The organism is Sediminibacterium sp. KACHI17 (assembly GCF_040362915.1).
Lineage (GTDB): Bacteria > Bacteroidota > Bacteroidia > Chitinophagales > Chitinophagaceae > Sediminibacterium.
The window spans coordinates 119,711-140,451 of record NZ_AP029612.1 but is presented as its reverse complement, the minus strand read 5'-3'; the positions used below and the strand labels follow the sequence as shown (position 1 = coordinate 140,451).

Below are 20,741 nucleotides of genomic sequence, written 5' to 3'. Positions count from 1 at the left end.
ATAACATACATAGCCAAGCTAATGCCAATAGCTTGACGAATCTGTTTTACACAGCTATACTTTGCTTCAGGATTCCCCTGACTTGATCATGATGCAATTCACTTTTAGTTTGTTACACCGCATCATGATCAAATACAGAGATAGTTTTATTCAGAGCCTTTTGCAGGCTTTGGATCTTTGCTAATAGCTTCCAACAGTTTCTTGATTCCTGCGATCTCCTCTTCCAGCTTCTTAATTCTATCCGCATCAGATTTCAAGAGGGTAATATCTGTCTTCTGCTTTTCAATGATTTTCTGTTGCTCTTTAATTGCCTCCAACAATAAAGCTACCAGTTTAGAATATTCAACCGTTTTATACCCCTTATCATCTGTCTTCACAACTTCCGGAACGATCTTTTCTACTTCTTGTGCTATCAACCCTAACTGCTTAGAAGTATCGAATCCTCGGTTCGGGAATTCATCTGTTCTCCAGAGATAATTCACACCACGCAGTGCATTTACTTTATCCAATGCATTTTCAACGGTCACAATATCTTTCTTATAACGCATGTCGGAAGTTTCATTGATCGCATTGGTCTTTAATTTACCAAATACTTCCAGTTTATAAGAACCACCCGGAGCTCCACCGATACCTACTTCATTTGAACCTCCACCGATTGTTACATCACTGGTACTGCTTCCTGTATTGATATTGGTAACGGCATTATTATTATTATTCAGATTGATGGTACCATTTACAGTTAAGCCTGTTAATGTTCCAACGGATGTTAAAGAAGATCCTGTTACACCAGAGGCAAGTGTTGAACCTGTCAGTGATCCAGCCGCCGCAGTTACAGCTGTCGTTGTTACACCTGTCACCAATCCTTTGCCGTTCACAGTAACTACAGGAATCAATGAACCACTACCAAATGTACCCACGTTACTGTTCACCGTTGCTAAGGTAGTGGCAAGGTTACCTGCACTTGTAGTCACATCACCTGTCAATGTTGGGAATTGAGCTGCCGCCAATGTACCTGTTAAAGATGAAGTGGCAATATTCGTTAATGTATTCAAAGAACCGCTGATGGTTTTATTGGTGAGTGTTTCAGAACCTGCCAAAGTTGATAAAGTACCTGTAGTAGGTAAAGTAACGTTGGTTGCACCGGTTACAGTCAAGGTCGTATTGAATGCACCACTGGTCGTTAAGTTACCACCTAAAGTGATGGTTCTTGAACCATTGTTCACACCCGTACCACCATAGGTTGGGTTAATTACCGCACCATTCCAAGTACCAGTTCCAATAGTTCCCAATGTAGTAAGATTGGTGCTACCTGCCCATGTAGATAATGCTGTATTTTCTACGTTTCCTAAACCAACATCTGTTTTGCTTAATGCAAGCATTGCTTTCGCTACTGCCGGACTTAATTCCTCGATCACTCCAGTACCAGATGTATTTCTACCCAATAGTGTTGCGGTAGCGATATTTTGAATCTTTCCAAAAGTAACATTTGAGTTCAGGATCTTATTGGTAGTAACAGCATCGTCAGCTAAAGTAGTTGCTAAGGATCCAGCTGTAGTAGTAATCGCACCAGTCAGTGCAGGGAATCTTCCCGCAGCTAATGTACCGGTAGCATTTGTACCACTTAGGTCGATCGCATTCGCTGTGATTTGCTGTCCAGACAATGATAAATAATTCTGTCCCGTCAATGTTACATCACCTGTATTGGTTCCACTCAAGTTTGAACCTGTAACAGTTCCGCTAGCAGCTACAGAACTTGGTGTTATCGCACCTAATGAAAGTGTAATGGTACCACTCGTCGTGATTGGAGAACCAGATACACCGATTCCATTAGAACCGCTCACCGAAATGGAAGTGACTGTACCGTTTCCAGTACCAGTAGCACTTAACTCTCCTCCTACTAATTGTAGACCAGTACCGATGGTGATCTGTTCAACATCACCAGTTCCGGCAGTACTTCTACCCAACAATCTGGCCGTACTGATCTGTTGGATATTACCCAATGCTACAGTGTTTGATAACAATGAGCTACCTGCAATATTCGTAAGTGTGTTGGATGCACCACTGATCGTTTTATTTGTAAGTGTTGCCGTACCCGAAAGTGTTGCCACTGTTCCCGATGTCGGTAAAGTAACATCAGTAGGTCCTGTTGCCCTAAAGGTGATATTATTACCTACTGTTGTTAAACTTCCCGCAGTATTAATATTACCACCCAAAGTAATAGTATTGAAACCATTATCCACACCTGTACCACCATAAACAGGATCTATGATCGTTGCATTCCATGTACCGGTCGTGACGGTACCAAGTGTCACCAGATCCGTATTACCCTCTCTCGGTCGCGTTGCCAAGACATTACGAATACTTGGGAAAGAATCCCTTTCATGGTAATTCAGTCTAAGCCTGTAAGCTGTTAACATATCAGCTGTATCTACATACCTCAAGAAGTTATCGTCTACCAGACTGTTCAGTTCATAGTACTTCACCACATCATCAAAACGGGCATAACCGGTTCTTGGCGGACTAGGTCCCGCGAATCCAGGATAATAAATAGATCCTCCTAACATCATCGCTGTATCTGATACTTTGATACGCGATGTAAAGGCAGAAGTATCATCTATATTGAATTTAGTATCAGACAGGAAGTTTGCAAATGCTTTTGTTGACATTGCAATAGTATCTGCTCTGAATGTTACCGCTTGTCCACCATTGTATGTAGTTGATGTAAGGTTATTAGCTAATAACCCAAAGCCTACCGATAAAGGATTCGCCAATGAACCACTGAATGTATTCGCGGTAATGGTACCTGTGGTATTGATACTATTAAAGTTACCTGTACTACCGTTCACAGTTGTTGCGCTTACTGTATTAGCAGTAGCAGTTCCTGTGATATTTGCATTCGTCAAGTTCGCTGTTGTAGCACTTACAGTAGTACCCTGAATAGTACCATTTACTGTTAGCGCTGTTAAACCATTAATAACATTGGTATTGATTGTACTTGCACTTAAAGTTCCAGCTTGTACAGTACCTGTAACACTTAGGTTAGTCAACCCTGTCAGGTTTGTAATATTGGCATTGGTAATGCTCGCAGACGTTACTGTTATCGTTGATAAATTAGCCAGACTTGTGATACTATTTAATGTGCTGGCAGATAAAACACCGCTGAAGGTTCCACCAGTAATGGTTCCAGTTACATTCAAGTTGGTAAAGTTACCGGTCGCTGCTTGGATCGCATTTGTTACGCTCAGGTTTGTTAGACCTGCCAGATTACTAATGTTCGCCGTAGTGAAGTTACCGGTAGTGGCACTCATTGTTGCTGCATCTACTGTGCCGGTTACACTTAAGTTAGTCAGACCTGTCAGGTTCGTAATGTTCGCATTCGTGATGCTTGCATTTGTTGCTGTCAGACCGGTTACATTCGCCAGACTGGTGATGCTGTTCTGTGCACCTGCACTCAAGGTTCCACTGAACGTTCCACCAGTGATCGTGCCGGTTGCATTGATATTTGTAAAGTTACCAGTGGTAGCACTTACTGTCGCTGACTGGATTGTGTTCGTTACACTTAGGTTAGTCAGTCCAGCAAGGTTGCTGATGTTCGCTGTAGTGAAGTTACCGGTAGTGGCACTCATTGTTGCAGCATCTACTGTTCCGGTCACACTCAAATTAGTCAGACCTGTCAGGTTCGTAATGTTCGCATTCGTGATGCTTGCATTTGTTGCTGTGATAGCACTGATGTTTGCAAGATTTGTAATGCTATTCTGTGCACCTGCGCTCAAAGTTCCACTGAACGTACCACCAGTGATCGTACCTGTCGCATTGATATTTGTAAAGTTACCTGTAGTAGCACTTACTGTCGCTGACTGGATTGTGTTCGTTACACTTAGGTTAGTCAGTCCAGCAAGGTTGCTGATGTTCGCTGTAGTGAAGTTACCGGTAGTGGCACTCATTGTTGCTGCATCTACTGTTCCGGTAACACTCAGGTTAGTCAAGCCAGTCAGGTTCGTAATGTTCGCATTCGTGATACTTGCATTTGTTGCTGTGATAGCACTGATGTTTGCAAGATTTGTAATGCTATTTTGTGCACCTGCGCTCAAAGTTCCACTGAAGGTTCCGCCAGTGATCGTGCCGGTTGCATTGATATTCGTAAAGTTACCAGTGGTCGTACTTACTGTTGCTGACTGGATTGTGTTCGTTACACTTAGGTTAGTCAGACCAGCCAAGTTGCTGATGTTCGCTATAGTGAAGTTACCGGTAGTGGCACTCATTGTTGCAGCATCTACTGTTCCGGTCACACTGAAATTAGTCAGACCTGTCAGGTTCGTAATGTTCGCATTCGTGATGCTTGCATTCGTTGCCGTGATAGCACTGATGTTTGCAAGATTTGTAATGCTATTCTGCGCACCTGCACTTAAAGTTCCACTGAACGTTCCTCCAGTGATCGTGCCTGTTGCATTGATATTTGTAAAGTTACCAGTAGTAGCACTTACTGTTGCTGACTGGATCGTATTTGTTACACTCAAATTTGTTAAGCCAGCCAGGTTGCTGATGTTCGCTGTAGTAGCACTGATAGTTCCTGCATCTACTGTTCCGGTTACACTCAAGTTAGTCAGACCAGTCAGATTACTAATGTTCGCATTCGTGATGCTTGCATTCGTTGCCGTGATAGCACTGATGTTTGCAAGATTTGTAATGCTATTCTGCGCACCTGCACTTAAAGCTCCACTGAACGTTCCTCCAGTGATCGTGCCGGTTGCATTGATATTTGTAAAGTTACCAGTGGTAGCACTTACTGTTGCTGACTGGATCGTGTTCGTTACGCTCAAGTTCGTAAGACCAGCCAAGTTGCTGATGTTCGCTGTAGTAAAGTTACCAGTCGTTGCACTCATTGTTGCTGCATCTACTGTTCCTGTTACACTTAAGTTAGTTAGACCAGTCAGGTTCGTAATGTTCGCATTTGTGATGCTTGCATTTGTTGCTGTCAGACCAGTTACGTTTGCCAGACTGGTGATGCTGTTCTGTGCACTTGCTTCTAAAGTTCCACTGAAGCTGCCACCAGTGATCGTTCCTGTTGTGTTGATATTCGTGAAGTTACCAGTCGTCGCACTTACAGTTGCTGACTGGATCGTGTTCGTTACACTTAGGTTAGTCAGACCAGCCAAGTTGCTGATATTCGCTGTAGTGAAGTTACCAGTAGTTGCGCTCATTGTTGACGCATCTACAGTTCCTGTTACACTCAAGTTAGTCAGACCTGTCAGGTTCGTAATGTTCGCATTCGTGATACTTGCATTTGTTGCTGTGATAGCACTGATGTTTGCAAGATTTGTAATGCTATTCTGTGCACCTGCACTCAAAGTTCCACTGAACGTTCCGCCAGTGATCGTGCCGGTTGCATTGATATTTGTAAAGTTACCAGTGGTCGCACTTACTGTTGCTGACTGGATCGTATTTGTTACGCTCAAATTTGTTAAGCCAGCCAGGTTGCTGATGTTCGCTGTAGTGAAGTTACCGGTAGTTGCACTCATTGTTGCTGCATCTACAGTACCGGTCACACTCAGGTTAGTCAGACCTGTCAGGTTCGTAATGTTCGCATTCGTGATGCTTGCATTCGTTGCCGTGATAGCACTGATGTTTGCAAGATTTGTAATGCTATTCTGCGCACCTGCACTTAAAGTTCCACTGAACGTTCCTCCAGTGATCGTACCTGTTGCATTGATATTTGTAAAGTTACCTGTGGTCGCACTTACTGTTGCTGACTGAATCGTGTTCGTTACGCTCAAGTTAGTCAAGCCAGCCAGGTTGCTGATGTTCGCTGTAGTAGCACTGATCGTTCCTGCATCTACTGTTCCGGTTACACTCAAGTTAGTCAGACCAGTCAGATTCGTAATGTTCGCATTCGTGATGCTTGCATTTGTTGCTGTGATAGCACTGATGTTTGCAAGATTTGTAATGCTATTCTGTGCACCTGCACTCAAAGTTCCACTGAACGTTCCGCCAGTGATCGTGCCGGTTGCATTGATATTCGTAAAGTTACCAGTGGTAGCACTTACTGTTGCTGACTGGATCGTGTTCGTTACGCTCAAGTTAGTCAAGCCAGCCAAGTTGCTGATGTTCGCTGTAGTAGCACTGATTGTTCCTGCATCTACAGTTCCTGTTACACTCAAGTTAGTCAGACCAGTCAGGTTACTAATGTTCGCATTCGTGATGCTTGCATTTGTTGCTGTCAGACCGGTTACGTTCGCCAGACTGGTGATGCTATTCTGTGCACTCGCTTCTAAAGTTCCGCTGAAGCTTCCACCAGTGATCGTACCTGTTGCATTGATATTTGTAAAGTTACCTGTAGTAGCACTTACTGTCGCTGACTGGATTGTGTTCGTTACACTTAGGTTAGTCAGACCAGCCAAGTTGCTGATATTCGCTGTTGTGAAGTTACCGGTAGTTGCACTCATTGTTGCAGCATCTACTGTTCCGGTCACACTCAAATTAGTCAAGCCAGTCAGGTTCGTAATGTTCGCATTCGTGATACTTGCATTTGTTGCTGTGATAGCACTGATGTTTGCAAGATTTGTAATGCTATTCTGTGCACCTGCACTCAAAGTTCCACTGAAGGTTCCGCCAGTGATCGTGCCAGTCGCATTGATATTTGTAAAGTTACCAGTGGTCGCACTTACTGTCGCTGACTGAATTGTGTTCGTTACACTCAAGTTTGTTAAGCCAGCTAGATTGCTGATGTTCGCTGTAGTGAAGTTACCGGTAGTTGCACTCATTGTTGCTGCATCTACTGTTCCGGTAACACTCAGGTTAGTCAAGCCAGTCAGGTTCGTAATGTTCGCATTCGTGATACTTGCATTTGTTGCTGTGATAGTACTGATGTTTGCAAGATTTGTAATGCTATTCTGAGCTCCTGCACTTAAAGTTCCACTGAACGTACCGCCAGTGATCGTGCCGGTTGCATTGATATTTGTAAAGTTACCAGTGGTCGCACTTACTGTCGCTGACTGGATCGTGTTCGTTACACTCAAGTTTGTTAAGCCAGCTAGATTGCTGATGTTCGCTGTTGTGAAGTTACCGGTAGTTGCACTCATTGTTGCAGCATCTACTGTTCCGGTCACACTCAAATTAGTCAAGCCAGTCAGGTTCGTAATGTTCGCATTCGTGATACTTGCATTTGTTGCTGTGATAGCACTGATGTTTGCAAGATTTGTAATGCTATTCTGTGCACCTGCACTCAAAGTTCCACTGAAGGTTCCGCCAGTGATCGTGCCGGTTGCATTGATATTCGTAAAGTTACCAGTGGTAGCACTTACTGTTGCTGACTGGATCGTATTTGTTACACTCAAATTTGTTAAGCCAGCCAGGTTGCTGATGTTCGCTGTAGTAGTACTGATAGTTCCTGCATCTACTGTACCGGTTACACTCAAGTTAGTCAGACCAGTCAGATTACTAATGTTCGCATTCGTGATGCTTGCATTCGTTGCCGTGATAGCACTGATGTTTGCAAGATTTGTAATGCTATTCTGCGCACCTGCACTTAAAGTTCCACTGAACGTTCCTCCAGTGATCGTGCCGGTTGCATTGATATTTGTGAAGTTACCTGTGGTTGCACTTACAGTTGCTGACTGAATCGTGTTCGTTACGCTCAAGTTAGTCAAGCCAGCCAAGTTGCTGATGTTCGCTGTAGTGAAGTTACCGGTAGTGGCACTCATTGTTGCAGCATCTACTGTTCCTGTTACACTTAAATTAGTCAGACCAGTCAGATTACTAATGTTCGCATTCGTGATGCTTGCATTTGTTGCTGTCAGACCGGTTACGTTCGCCAGACTGGTGATGCTATTCTGTGCACTCGCTTCTAAAGTTCCGCTGAAGCTTCCACCAGTGATCGTACCTGTTGCATTGATATTTGTAAAGTTACCTGTAGTAGCACTTACTGTCGCTGACTGGATTGTGTTCGTTACACTTAAGTTAGTCAAACCAGCCAAGTTGCTGATGTTCGCTGTTGTGAAGTTACCGGTAGTTGCACTCATTGTTGCAGCATCTACTGTTCCGGTCACACTCAAATTAGTCAAGCCAGTCAGGTTCGTAATGTTCGCATTCGTGATACTTGCATTTGTTGCTGTGATAGCACTGATGTTTGCAAGATTTGTAATGCTATTCTGTGCACCTGCGCTCAAAGTTCCACTGAAGGTTCCGCCAGTGATCGTGCCGGTTGCATTGATATTTGTAAAGTTACCAGTGGTCGCACTTACTGTTGCTGACTGGATTGTGTTCGTTACACTTAGGTTAGTCAGACCAGCCAAGTTGCTGATGTTCGCTGTAGTGAAGTTACCGGTAGTTGCACTCATTGTTGCTGCATCTACAGTACCGGTCACACTCAGATTAGTCAGACCTGTCAGGTTCGTAATGTTCGCATTCGTGATGCTTGCATTTGTTGCTGTCAGACCTGTTACGTTTGCCAGATTAGTGATGCTGTTCTGTGCACTCGCTTCTAAAGTTCCACTGAAGCTTCCTCCAGTGATCGTACCTGTTGCATTGATATTTGTAAAGTTACCAGTGGTCGCACTTACTGTCGCTGACTGGATCGTATTTGTTACGCTCAAATTTGTTAAGCCAGCCAGGTTGCTGATGTTCGCTGTAGTGAAGTTACCGGTAGTTGCACTCATTGTTGCTGCATCTACAGTACCGGTCACACTCAGATTAGTCAGACCTGTCAGGTTCGTAATGTTCGCATTCGTGATACTTGCATTTGTTGCTGTGATAGCACTGATGTTTGCAAGATTTGTAATGCTATTCTGTGCACCTGCACTCAAAGTTCCACTGAACGTACCACCAGTGATCGTGCCGGTTGCATTGATATTTGTAAAGTTACCAGTGGTAGCACTTACTGTCGCTGACTGGATTGTGTTCGTTACACTTAGGTTAGTCAGTCCAGCAAGGTTGCTGATGTTCGCTGTAGTGAAGTTACCGGTAGTGGCACTCATTGTTGCTGCATCTACTGTTCCGGTAACACTCAGGTTAGTCAAGCCAGTCAGGTTCGTAATGTTCGCATTCGTGATACTTGCATTTGTTGCTGTGATAGCACTGATGTTTGCAAGATTTGTAATGCTATTTTGTGCACCTGCGCTCAAAGTTCCACTGAAGGTTCCGCCAGTGATCGTGCCGGTTGCATTGATATTCGTAAAGTTACCAGTGGTCGCACTTACTGTTGCTGACTGGATTGTGTTCGTTACACTTAGGTTAGTCAGACCAGCCAAGTTGCTGATGTTCGCTGTAGTGAAGTTACCGGTAGTGGCACTCATTGTTGCTGCATCTACTGTTCCGGTCACACTCAAATTAGTCAGACCTGTCAGGTTCGTAATGTTCGCATTCGTGATGCTTGCATTCGTTGCCGTGATAGCACTGATGTTTGCAAGATTTGTAATGCTATTCTGTGCACTCGCTTCTAAAGTTCCACTGAAGCTTCCTCCAGTGATCGTACCTGTTGCATTGATATTCGTGAAGTTACCAGTGGTCGCACTTACTGTTGCTGACTGGATTGTGTTCGTTACACTTAGGTTAGTCAGACCAGCCAAGTTGCTGATGTTCGCTGTAGTGAAGTTACCGGTAGTGGCACTCATTGTTGCTGCATCTACTGTTCCGGTCACACTCAAATTAGTCAGACCTGTCAGGTTCGTAATGTTCGCATTCGTGATGCTTGCATTCGTTGCCGTGATAGCACTGATGTTTGCAAGATTTGTAATGCTATTCTGCGCACCTGCACTTAAAGTTCCACTGAACGTTCCGCCTGTGATTGTGCCGGTTGCATTGATATTTGTAAAGTTACCAGTGGTCGCACTTACTGTTGCTGACTGGATCGTGTTCGTTACGCTCAAGTTCGTAAGACCAGCCAAGTTGCTGATGTTCGCTGTAGTAAAGTTACCAGTCGTTGCACTCATTGTTGCTGCATCTACTGTTCCTGTTACACTTAAGTTAGTTAGACCAGTCAGGTTCGTAATGTTCGCATTTGTGATGCTTGCATTTGTTGCTGTCAGACCAGTTACGTTTGCCAGACTGGTGATGCTGTTCTGTGCACTTGCTTCTAAAGTTCCACTGAAGCTGCCACCAGTGATCGTTCCTGTTGTGTTGATATTCGTGAAGTTACCAGTCGTCGCACTTACAGTTGCTGACTGGATCGTGTTCGTTACACTTAAGTTCGTAAGACCAACCAGGTTGCTGATGTTCGCTGTAGTGAAGTTACCGGTAGTGGCACTCATTGTTGCAGCATCTACAGTACCGGTCACACTCAGATTAGTCAGACCAGTCAGGTTCGTAATGTTCGCATTCGTGATACTTGCATTTGTTGCTGTGATAGCACTGATGTTTGCAAGATTTGTAATGCTATTCTGTGCACCTGCACTCAAAGTTCCACTGAACGTTCCGCCAGTGATCGTGCCGGTTGCATTGATATTTGTAAAGTTACCAGTGGTCGCACTTACTGTTGCTGACTGGATCGTATTTGTTACGCTCAAATTTGTTAAGCCAGCCAGGTTGCTGATGTTCGCTGTAGTGAAGTTACCGGTAGTTGCACTCATTGTTGCTGCATCTACAGTACCGGTCACACTCAGGTTAGTCAGACCTGTCAGGTTCGTAATGTTCGCATTCGTGATGCTTGCATTTGTTGCTGTGATAGCACTGATGTTTGCAAGATTTGTAATGCTATTCTGTGCACCTGCACTCAAGGTTCCACTGAACGTTCCTCCAGTGATCGTACCTGTTGCATTGATATTTGTAAAGTTACCGGTGGTCGCACTTACTGTTGCTGACTGAATCGTGTTCGTTACGCTCAAGTTAGTCAAGCCAGCAAGGTTGCTGATGTTCGCTGTAGTAGCGCTGATCGTTCCTGCATCTACTGTTCCAGTTACACTCAAGTTAGTCAGACCAGTCAGGTTACTAATGTTCGCATTGGTGATGCTTGCATTTGTTGCTGTCAGACCGGTTACGTTTGCCAGATTAGTGATGCTATTCTGTGCACTCGCTTCTAAAGTTCCACTGAACGTTCCGCCAGTGATCGTGCCTGTTGCATTGATATTTGTAAAGTTACCAGTGGTCGCACTTACTGTTGCTGACTGAATCGTGTTCGTTACACTTAGGTTAGTCAGACCAGCCAAGTTGCTGATGTTCGCTGTAGTGAAGTTACCAGTAGTTGCACTCATCGTTGCTGCATCTACTGTGCCTGTAGCACTTAAGTTATTTAAGCCGGTCAGATTCGTGATGCTTGCATTCGTTGCACTCAATGTACCTGCACTGATCGTTCCAGTTGCAGTGATCGTATTGATGTTCGCAAGGTTATTGATACTGTTTTGTGCACTTGCTTCTAAAGTTCCACTGAAGCTTCCACCAGTGATCGTACCTGTTGCATTGATATTCGTAAAGTTACCAGTCGTTGCACTTACTGTTGCTGACTGGATTGTGTTCGTTACACTTAGGTTAGTCAGACCAGCCAAGTTGCTGATGTTCGCTGTAGTAGTACTGATTGTTCCTGCATCTACAGTTCCTGTTACACTCAAGTTAGTCAGACCAGTCAGGTTACTAATGTTCGCATTCGTGATGCTTGCATTCGTTGCTGTCAGACCAGTTACGTTTGCCAGACTGGTGATGCTGTTCTGTGCACTTGCTTCTAAAGTTCCACTGAAGCTGCCACCAGTGATCGTTCCTGTTGTGTTGATATTCGTGAAGTTACCAGTCGTCGCACTTACAGTTGCTGACTGGATCGTGTTCGTTACACTTAGGTTAGTCAGGCCAGCCAAGTTGCTGATGTTCGCTGTAGTGAAGTTACCAGTAGTTGCGCTCATTGTTGACGCATCTACTGTGCCGGTCACACTCAAGTTAGTCAGACCAGTCAGGTTCGTAATGTTCGCATTCGTGATGCTTGCATTTGTTGCTGTCAGGCCGGTTACGTTTGCCAGATTAGTGATGCTATTCTGCGCACCTGCACTCAAGGTTCCACTGAACGTACCGCCAGTGATCGTGCCAGTTGCATTGATATTTGTAAAGTTACCAGTGGTCGCACTTACTGTTGCTGACTGAATCGTGTTCGTTACGCTCAAGTTTGTTAAGCCTGCTAGGTTGCTGATGTTCGCTGTAGTAGCACTGATCGTTCCTGCATCTACAGTTCCAGTTACACTTAAATTAGTCAGACCAGTCAGATTACTAATGTTCGCATTGGTTGCAGTCAATGTACCACTTACAGTTGCATTACTAATATTAGCCGTTGTAATATTTGCACTTGTCGCAGTTAAACTTGTTAAGTTAGCTAGACTAGTGATACTATTTAAAGTACTCTCACTCAAGGTTCCACTGAACGTTCCACCAGTGATCGTGCCAGTTGCATTGATATTCGTAAAGTTACCTGTGGTCGCACTTACCGTTGCTGACTGGATCGTATTCGTTACGCTCAAGTTAGTCAAACCAGCAAGGTTGCTGATGTTCGCTGTAGTGAAGTTGCCAGTAGTTGCACTCATCGTTGCTGCATCTACTGTTCCGGTCACACTCAAGTTAGTTAGACCTGTCAGGTTCGTAATGTTCGCATTCGTGATGCTTGCATTTGTTGCTGTCAGACCGGTTACGTTTGCCAGACTCGTGATGCTATTCTGTGCACTCGCTTCTAAAGTTCCGCTGAAAGTTCCGCCAGTGATTGTACCTGTTGCATTGATATTTGTAAAGTTACCTGTGGTCGCACTTACTGTTGCTGACTGGATTGTGTTCGTTACACTTAGGTTAGTCAGTCCAGCAAGGTTGCTGATGTTCGCTGTAGTAGCACTGATCGTTCCTGCATCTACTGTTCCGGTTACACTCAAGTTAGTCAGACCAGTCAGGTTACTAATGTTCGCATTCGTGATGCTTGCATTTGTTGCTGTCAGACCAGTTACGTTTGCCAGACTGGTGATGCTGTTCTGTGCACTTGCTTCTAAAGTTCCACTGAAGCTGCCACCAGTGATCGTTCCTGTTGTGTTGATATTCGTGAAGTTACCAGTCGTCGCACTTACAGTTGCTGACTGGATCGTATTTGTTACGCTCAAGTTAGTCAAACCAGCAAGGTTGCTGATGTTCGCTGTAGTAGCACTGATTGTTCCTGCATCTACAGTTCCTGTTACACTCAAGTTAGTCAGACCAGTCAGGTTACTAATGTTCGCATTCGTGATGCTTGCATTTGTTGCTGTCAGACCAGTTACGTTTGCCAGACTGGTGATGCTGTTCTGGGCACTTGCTTCTAAAGTTCCGCTGAAGCTTCCTCCAGTGATCGTACCTGTTGCATTGATATTTGTAAAGTTACCTGTAGTAGCACTTACTGTCGCTGACTGGATTGTGTTCGTTACACTTAGGTTAGTCAGTCCAGCAAGGTTGCTGATGTTCGCTGTAGTGAAGTTGCCAGTAGTTGCACTCATCGTTGCCGCATCTACAGTTCCTGTTACACTCAGGTTCGTAAGACCAGTTAGGTTCGTAATGTTCGCATTCGTGATGCTTGCATTTGTTGCTGTCAGGCCGGTTACGTTTGCCAGATTAGTGATGCTATTCTGCGCACCTGCACTCAAGGTTCCACTGAACGTACCGCCAGTGATCGTGCCAGTTGCATTGATATTTGTAAAGTTACCAGTGGTCGCACTTACTGTCGCTGACTGGATTGTGTTCGTTACACTCAAGTTTGTTAAGCCTGCCAGGTTGCTGATGTTCGCTGTAGTAGCACTGATTGTTCCCGCATCTACAGTTCCGGTTACACTTAAGTTATTCAGACCAGTCAGGTTACTAATGTTCGCATTGGTTGCAGTCAATGTACCACTTACAGTTGCATTACTAATATTAGCCGTTGTAATATTTGCACTTGTCGCAGTTAAACTTGTTAAGTTAGCTAGACTAGTGATACTATTTAAAGTACTCTCACTCAAAGTTCCACTGAACGTTCCGCCAGTGATCGTGCCGGTTGAATTGATATTCGTAAAGTTACCAGTGGTCGCACTTACTGTTGCTGACTGGATCGTATTTGTTACGCTCAAATTTGTTAAGCCAGCCAGGTTGCTGATGTTCGCTGTAGTGAAGTTACCGGTAGTTGCACTCATTGTTGCTGCATCTACAGTACCGGTCACACTCAGGTTAGTCAGACCTGTCAGGTTCGTAATGTTCGCATTCGTGATGCTTGCATTTGTTGCTGTCAGACCAGTTACGTTTGCCAGACTGGTGATGCTGTTCTGTGCACTTGCTTCTAAAGTTCCGCTGAAGCTGCCACCAGTGATCGTTCCTGTTGTGTTGATATTCGTGAAGTTACCAGTCGTCGCACTTACCGTTGCTGACTGGATCGTATTTGTTACGCTCAAGTTAGTCAAACCAGCAAGGTTGCTGATGTTCGCTGTAGTAGCACTGATCGTTCCTGCATCTACAGTTCCAGTTACACTTAAGTTAGTTAGACCAGTCAGGTTACTAATGTTCGCATTCGTGATGCTTGCATTTGTTGCTGTCAGACCAGTTACGTTTGCCAGATTAGTGATGCTATTCTGTGCACTCGCTTCTAAAGTTCCACTGAACGTTCCGCCAGTGATCGTGCCTGTTGCATTGATATTTGTAAAGTTACCAGTGGTCGCACTTACTGTTGCTGACTGAATCGTGTTCGTTACACTTAGGTTAGTCAGACCAGCCAAGTTGCTGATGTTCGCTGTAGTGAAGTTACCAGTAGTTGCACTCATCGTTGCTGCATCTACTGTGCCTGTAGCACTTAAGTTATTTAAGCCGGTCAGATTCGTGATGCTTGCATTCGTTGCACTCAATGTACCTGCACTGATCGTTCCAGTTGCAGTGATCGTATTGATGTTCGCAAGGTTATTGATACTGTTTTGTGCACTTGCTTCTAAAGTTCCGCTGAAGCTTCCACCAGTGATCGTACCTGTTGCATTGATATTCGTGAAGTTACCAGTCGTTGCACTTACTGTTGCTGACTGAATCGTATTCGTTACACTTAAGTTAGTCAGACCTGCAAGGTTGCTGATGTTCGCTGTAGTAGCACTGATAGTTCCTGCATCTACTGTACCGGTCACACTCAGATTAGTCAGACCTGTCAAGTTCGTAATGTTCGCATTCGTGATGCTTGCATTTGTTGCTGTCAGACCTGTTACGTTTGCCAGACTGGTGATGCTGTTCTGTGCACTCGCTTCTAAAGTTCCGCTGAAGCTGCCTCCAGTAATTGTACCGGTCGTGTTGATATTCGTGAAATTACCAGTCGTTGCACTTACGGTTGCTGACTGGATCGTGTTTGTTACACTTAAATTAGTAAGACCAGCCAAGTTGCTGATATTGGCATTTGTTGCGCTGATCGTACCCGCATCTACTGTTCCTGTTGCACTTAAATTATTTAAGCCGGTCAGGTTTGTGATACTAGCATTGGTTGCACTCAATGTGCCTGCACTGATCGTTCCTGTTGCAGTGATCGTATTGATGTTTGCCAGGTTATTGATGCTGTTCTGTGCACTCGCTTCTAAAGTTCCGCTGAAGCTGCCGCCAGTAATTGTACCGGTCGTGTTGATATTCGTGAAATTACCAGTCGTTGCACTTACGGTTGCTGACTGGATCGTGTTTGTTACACTTAAATTAGTAAGACCAGCCAAGTTGCTGATATTGGCATTTGTTGCGCTGATCGTACCCGCATCTACTGTTCCTGTTGCACTTAAATTATTTAAGCCGGTCAGGTTTGTGATACTAGCATTGGTTGCACTCAATGTGCCTGCACTGATCGTTCCTGTTGCAGTGATCGTATTGATGTTTGCCAGATTATTGATGCTGTTCTGTGCACTTGCTTCTAAAGTTCCACTGAAGCTGCCGCCAGTAATTGTACCGGTCGTGTTGATATTCGTGAAATTACCAGTCGTTGCACTTACGGTTGCTGACTGGATCGTGTTCGTTACACTTAAGTTAGTCAAACCAGCCAAGTTGCTGATGTTCGCTGTAGTAGTACTGATTGTTCCTGCATCTACAGTTCCTGTTACACTCAAGTTAGTCAGACCAGTCAGGTTACTAATGTTCGCATTCGTGATGCTTGCATTCGTTGCTGTCAGACCAGTTACGTTTGCCAGACTGGTGATGCTGTTCTGTGCACTTGCTTCTAAAGTTCCACTGAAGCTGCCACCAGTGATCGTTCCTGTTGTGTTGATATTCGTGAAGTTACCAGTCGTCGCACTTACCGTTGCTGACTGGATCGTATTTGTTACGCTCAAGTTAGTCAAACCAGCAAGGTTGCTGATGTTCGCTGTAGTAGCACTGATCGTTCCTGCATCTACTGTTCCAGTTACACTTAAGTTAGTTAGACCAGTCAGGTTACTAATGTTCGCATTCGTGATGCTTGCATTTGTTGCTGTCAGACCAGTTACGTTTGCCAGATTAGTGATGCTATTCTGTGCACTCGCTTCTAAAGTTCCACTGAACGTTCCGCCAGTGATCGTGCCTGTTGCATTGATATTTGTAAAGTTACCAGTGGTCGCACTTACTGTTGCTGACTGAATCGTGTTCGTTACACTTAGGTTAGTCAGACCAGCCAAGTTGCTGATGTTCGCTGTAGTGAAGTTACCAGTAGTTGCACTCATCGTTGCTGCATCTACTGTGCCTGTAGCACTTAAGTTATTTAAGCCGGTCAGATTCGTGATGCTTGCATTCGTTGCACTCAATGTACCTGCACTGATCGTTCCAGTTGCAGTGATCGTATTGATGTTCGCAAGGTTATTGATACTGTTTTGTGCACTTGCTTCTAAAGTTCCGCTGAAGCTTCCACCAGTGATCGTACCTGTTGCATTGATATTCGTGAAGTTACCAGTCGTTGCACTTACTGTTGCTGACTGAATCGTATTCGTTACACTTAAGTTAGTCAGACCTGCAAGGTTGCTGATGTTCGCTGTAGTAGCACTGATCGTTCCTGCATCTACTGTACCGGTCACACTCAGATTAGTCAGACCTGTCAAGTTCGTAATGTTCGCATTCGTGATGCTTGCATTTGTTGCTGTCAGACCTGTTACGTTTGCCAGACTGGTGATGCTGTTCTGTGCACTCGCTTCTAAAGTTCCGCTGAAGCTGCCTCCAGTGATCGTGCCTGTTGCATTGATATTTGTAAAGTTACCTGTAGTAGCACTTACTGTTGCTGACTGGATCGTGTTTGTTACACTTAAATTAGTAAGACCAGCCAAGTTGCTGATGTTCGCATTTGTGGCGCTGATCGTACCCGCATCTACTGTTCCTGTTGCACTTAAATTATTTAAGCCGGTCAGGTTTGTGATACTAGCATTGGTTGCACTTAAAGTATTCGCACTGATCGTTCCTGTAGCAGTGATCGTATTGATGTTTGCCAGGTTATTGATGCTGTTCTGTGCACTCGCTTCTAAAGTTCCGCTGAAGCTGCCTCCAGTGATTGTGCCTGTTGCATTGATATTTGTAAAGTTACCTGTAGTAGCACTTACTGTTGCTGACTGGATCGTGTTTGTTACACTTAAATTAGTAAGACCAGCCAAGTTGCTGATGTTCGCATTTGTTGCACTGATTGTTCCTGCATCTACTGTTCCTGTTGCACTTAAATTATTTAAGCCGGTCAGGTTTGTGATACTAGCATTGGTTGCACTTAAAGTATTCGCACTAATCGTTCCTGTTGCAGTGATCGTATTGATGTTTGCCAGGTTATTGATGCTGTTCTGTGCACTCGCTTCTAAAGTTCCGCTGAAGCTGCCGCCAGTAATTGTACCGGTCGTGTTGATATTCGTGAAATTACCAGTCGTTGCACTTACGGTTGCTGACTGGATCGTGTTTGTTACGCTTAAGTTAGTCAGTCCAGCAAGGTTACTGATGTTCGCATTTGTGGCGCTGATCGTGCCCGCATCTACTGTTCCTGTCGCACTTAAATTATTTAAGCCGGTCAGATTCGTGATACTAGCATTGGTTGCACTCAACGTTCCTGCACTGATCGTTCCAGTTGCAGTGATCGTATTGATGTTCGCCAGGTTATTGATACTATTCTGTGCACTTGCTTCTAAAGTTCCACTGAAGCTGCCACCAGTGATTGTACCGGTCGTGTTGATATTCGTAAAGTTACCAGTCGTTGCACTTACCGTTGCTGACTGAATCGTGTTCGTTACGCTTAAGTTAGTCAGTCCAGCAAGGTTACTGATGTTCGCATTTGTGGCGCTGATCGTGCCCGCATCTACTGTTCCTGTCGCACTTAAATTATTTAAGCCGGTCAGATTCGTGATGCTTGCATTCGTTGCACTCAACGTTCCTGCACTGATCGTTCCAGTTGCAGTGATCGTATTGATGTTTGCCAGGTTATTGATGCTGTTCTGTGCACTCGCTTCTAAAGTTCCGCTGAAACTTCCACCAGTGATCGTCCCGGACGTGTTGATATTTGTGAAGTTACCCGTAGTCGCACTTACTGTACTTGCTTGTGCAGTTCCTGTTACACTCAGGTTTGCAAGACCACTCAAATTTGTAATCGTTGCATTCGTCGCACTTACTGTTCCTGCATCTACTGTGCCGGTTACACTTAAATTATTGACACCTGTTAGATTCGTGATGCTTGCATTGGTTGCACTTAAAGTATTCGCACTGATCGTTCCTGTTGCATTTAAGTTCGTGAAGTTACCAGTCGTTGCACTTACTGTACTTGCTTGTGCAGTTCCAGTCACACTCAGGTTTGCAAGACCACTCAAATTTGTAATCGTTGCATTCGTCGCACTTACTGTTCCTGCATCTACTGTGCCGGTTACACTTAAATTATTGATACCTGTTAGATTCGTGATACTTGCATTGGTTGCACTTAAAGTATTCGCACTGATCGTTCCCGTAGCAGTGATCGTACTGATGTTCGCCAGGTTATTGATCGTATTCGCTGCTCCCGGACTGATCGTTCCACTAAAGGTTCCGCCAGTGATCGTGCCTGTTGCATTTAAGTTCGTAAAATTACCGGTCGTCGCACTTACTGTACTTGCTTGTGCGGTTCCTGTCACACTCAGGTTTGCAAGACCACTCAAATTTGTAATCGTTGCATTCGTCGCACTTACTGTTCCTGCATCTACTGTGCCGGTTACACTTAAATTATTGATACCTGTTAGATTCGTGATGCTTGCATTGGTAATGTTCGCATTTGTTGCAGTCAGACTTGTGATGTTCGCCAGATTATTGATCGTGTTCGCTGCTCCCTGACTGATTGTACCACTAAAGGTTCCACCAGTGATCGTTCCTGTTGCATTTAAGTTCGTGAAGTTACCGGTCGTTGCACTTACGGTTCCCGCTTGTGCTGTACCGGTTACACTTAAATTGGTTAGACCGGAAAGGTTTGTAATATTAGCAGTAGTAAAATTACCCGTGGTCGCACTTAGTGTTCCAGCTTGTGCAGTGCCAGTAACTGTTAATCCACTTAAACTACCAACAGAAGTAATATTTGGTTGTGCTCCTGTAGTAAGTGTACCACTAATTTGATTACCATAAATAAAATTAGTGACCGTTATATTGGTGAACGTTCCGGTGTTTTGTAAGCTTGCCATTAATGCAGGAGACAATGTTCCACTAAACATCCCTCCTTCAATAACACCTGTTACACTTAAATTTGTAAGTGGTCCAAGTGCGGTAATATTAGGCTGTGGACCGCTTGACAATGTTCCACTTAATGTATTTGCACTGATCGTTCCTCCTGCTGATATATTATTTGCAACTGACAGATTGGTCAATGTTCCAACAGAAGTAATATTAGGTTGCGCACCCGTTCTAAGTGTTCCTGATAAAGTATTGGCTGTTATATTACCTGTAGCTGTTAATGCCTGCAGATTCGCAAGATTGGTGATGCTTGCTTGTGCGCCATTAGATAAAGTTCCACTGAAGGTTCCGCCAGTGATCGTTCCTGTAACAACAAGATTTGCCAAAGTATCAATTCTTTTGATACTTGCTCTGATCGCACTTAAAGAATCCAAAAACCTTTGTTCACGAACATAGCCGCTTAACATAGCGGCTGTATCTGCAACAAAAAGAATATCCGAAGAGGCAATTTTTCGTAGTGTTCCATTTAATGTTGTGACTAGAGAATCAGACCGTTGTCCATTAACTGTTGGTGCTGTTAAATTACCAATCGATTTTGGTTCCCAAACCTGTGTGGTTGCATTATAAACATATACTTGTCCGTTTGCAGGAACTGTCCCTGATATTTGGCGCCCCATCAATCTATTCGCACTCCAAATACTCATGGTATTATTCGCACGAACTACCCAATCATTACCACTGGTATTGGTAACAGTAATAGTAGTGCCATCTCCATTCATATTAATCGTTCCTACCTGTCCATTAAAAGATACCACTCCATTGTTTCCCGCACTGCCAAAAGCTTTCCAAACCCCAGCCTGACGATAATAGAATTTATCATCTGCCAAACTATATACCAACATACCATTCACGGCATTTGCATCGGGTATCGCCAATGTATCTGAAACACGAGGTAATAATAGGGCCTTATCTAATCCATCAATTTGAAGGGCAATATTGTTATTGAGAATACGTGCAGTTCCGATAGCGATACCTTGGGCATTGACAATTCTGAAATTGTTCATGCGCAGCGTATCAGTAGCTCTGTGGTCTCCAAGATTATCACCAAATTTCTGTGCTTTGGTAGTTGAAACCAATGCAAAGATCATCACTATACCTATTACTAAGTATTTGTGATTCTTTACAATTTTCTCATATGCTTTGTAGATAGACCCCACGTATTC

At 44.2% G+C, this 20,741-nt stretch carries 1 protein-coding gene; it reads right to left on the bottom strand.

Annotation, left to right across the window (positions count from 1 at the left end):
- Positions 1–146: 146 nt before the first annotated feature.
- Positions 147–20,735: a tail fiber domain-containing protein gene (locus ABXG83_RS00415; RefSeq protein ID WP_353549547.1), complete on the bottom strand. Its 20,589-nt coding sequence runs from the start codon at positions 20,733–20,735 to the stop codon at positions 147–149.
- Positions 20,736–20,741 lie beyond the last annotated feature (6 nt).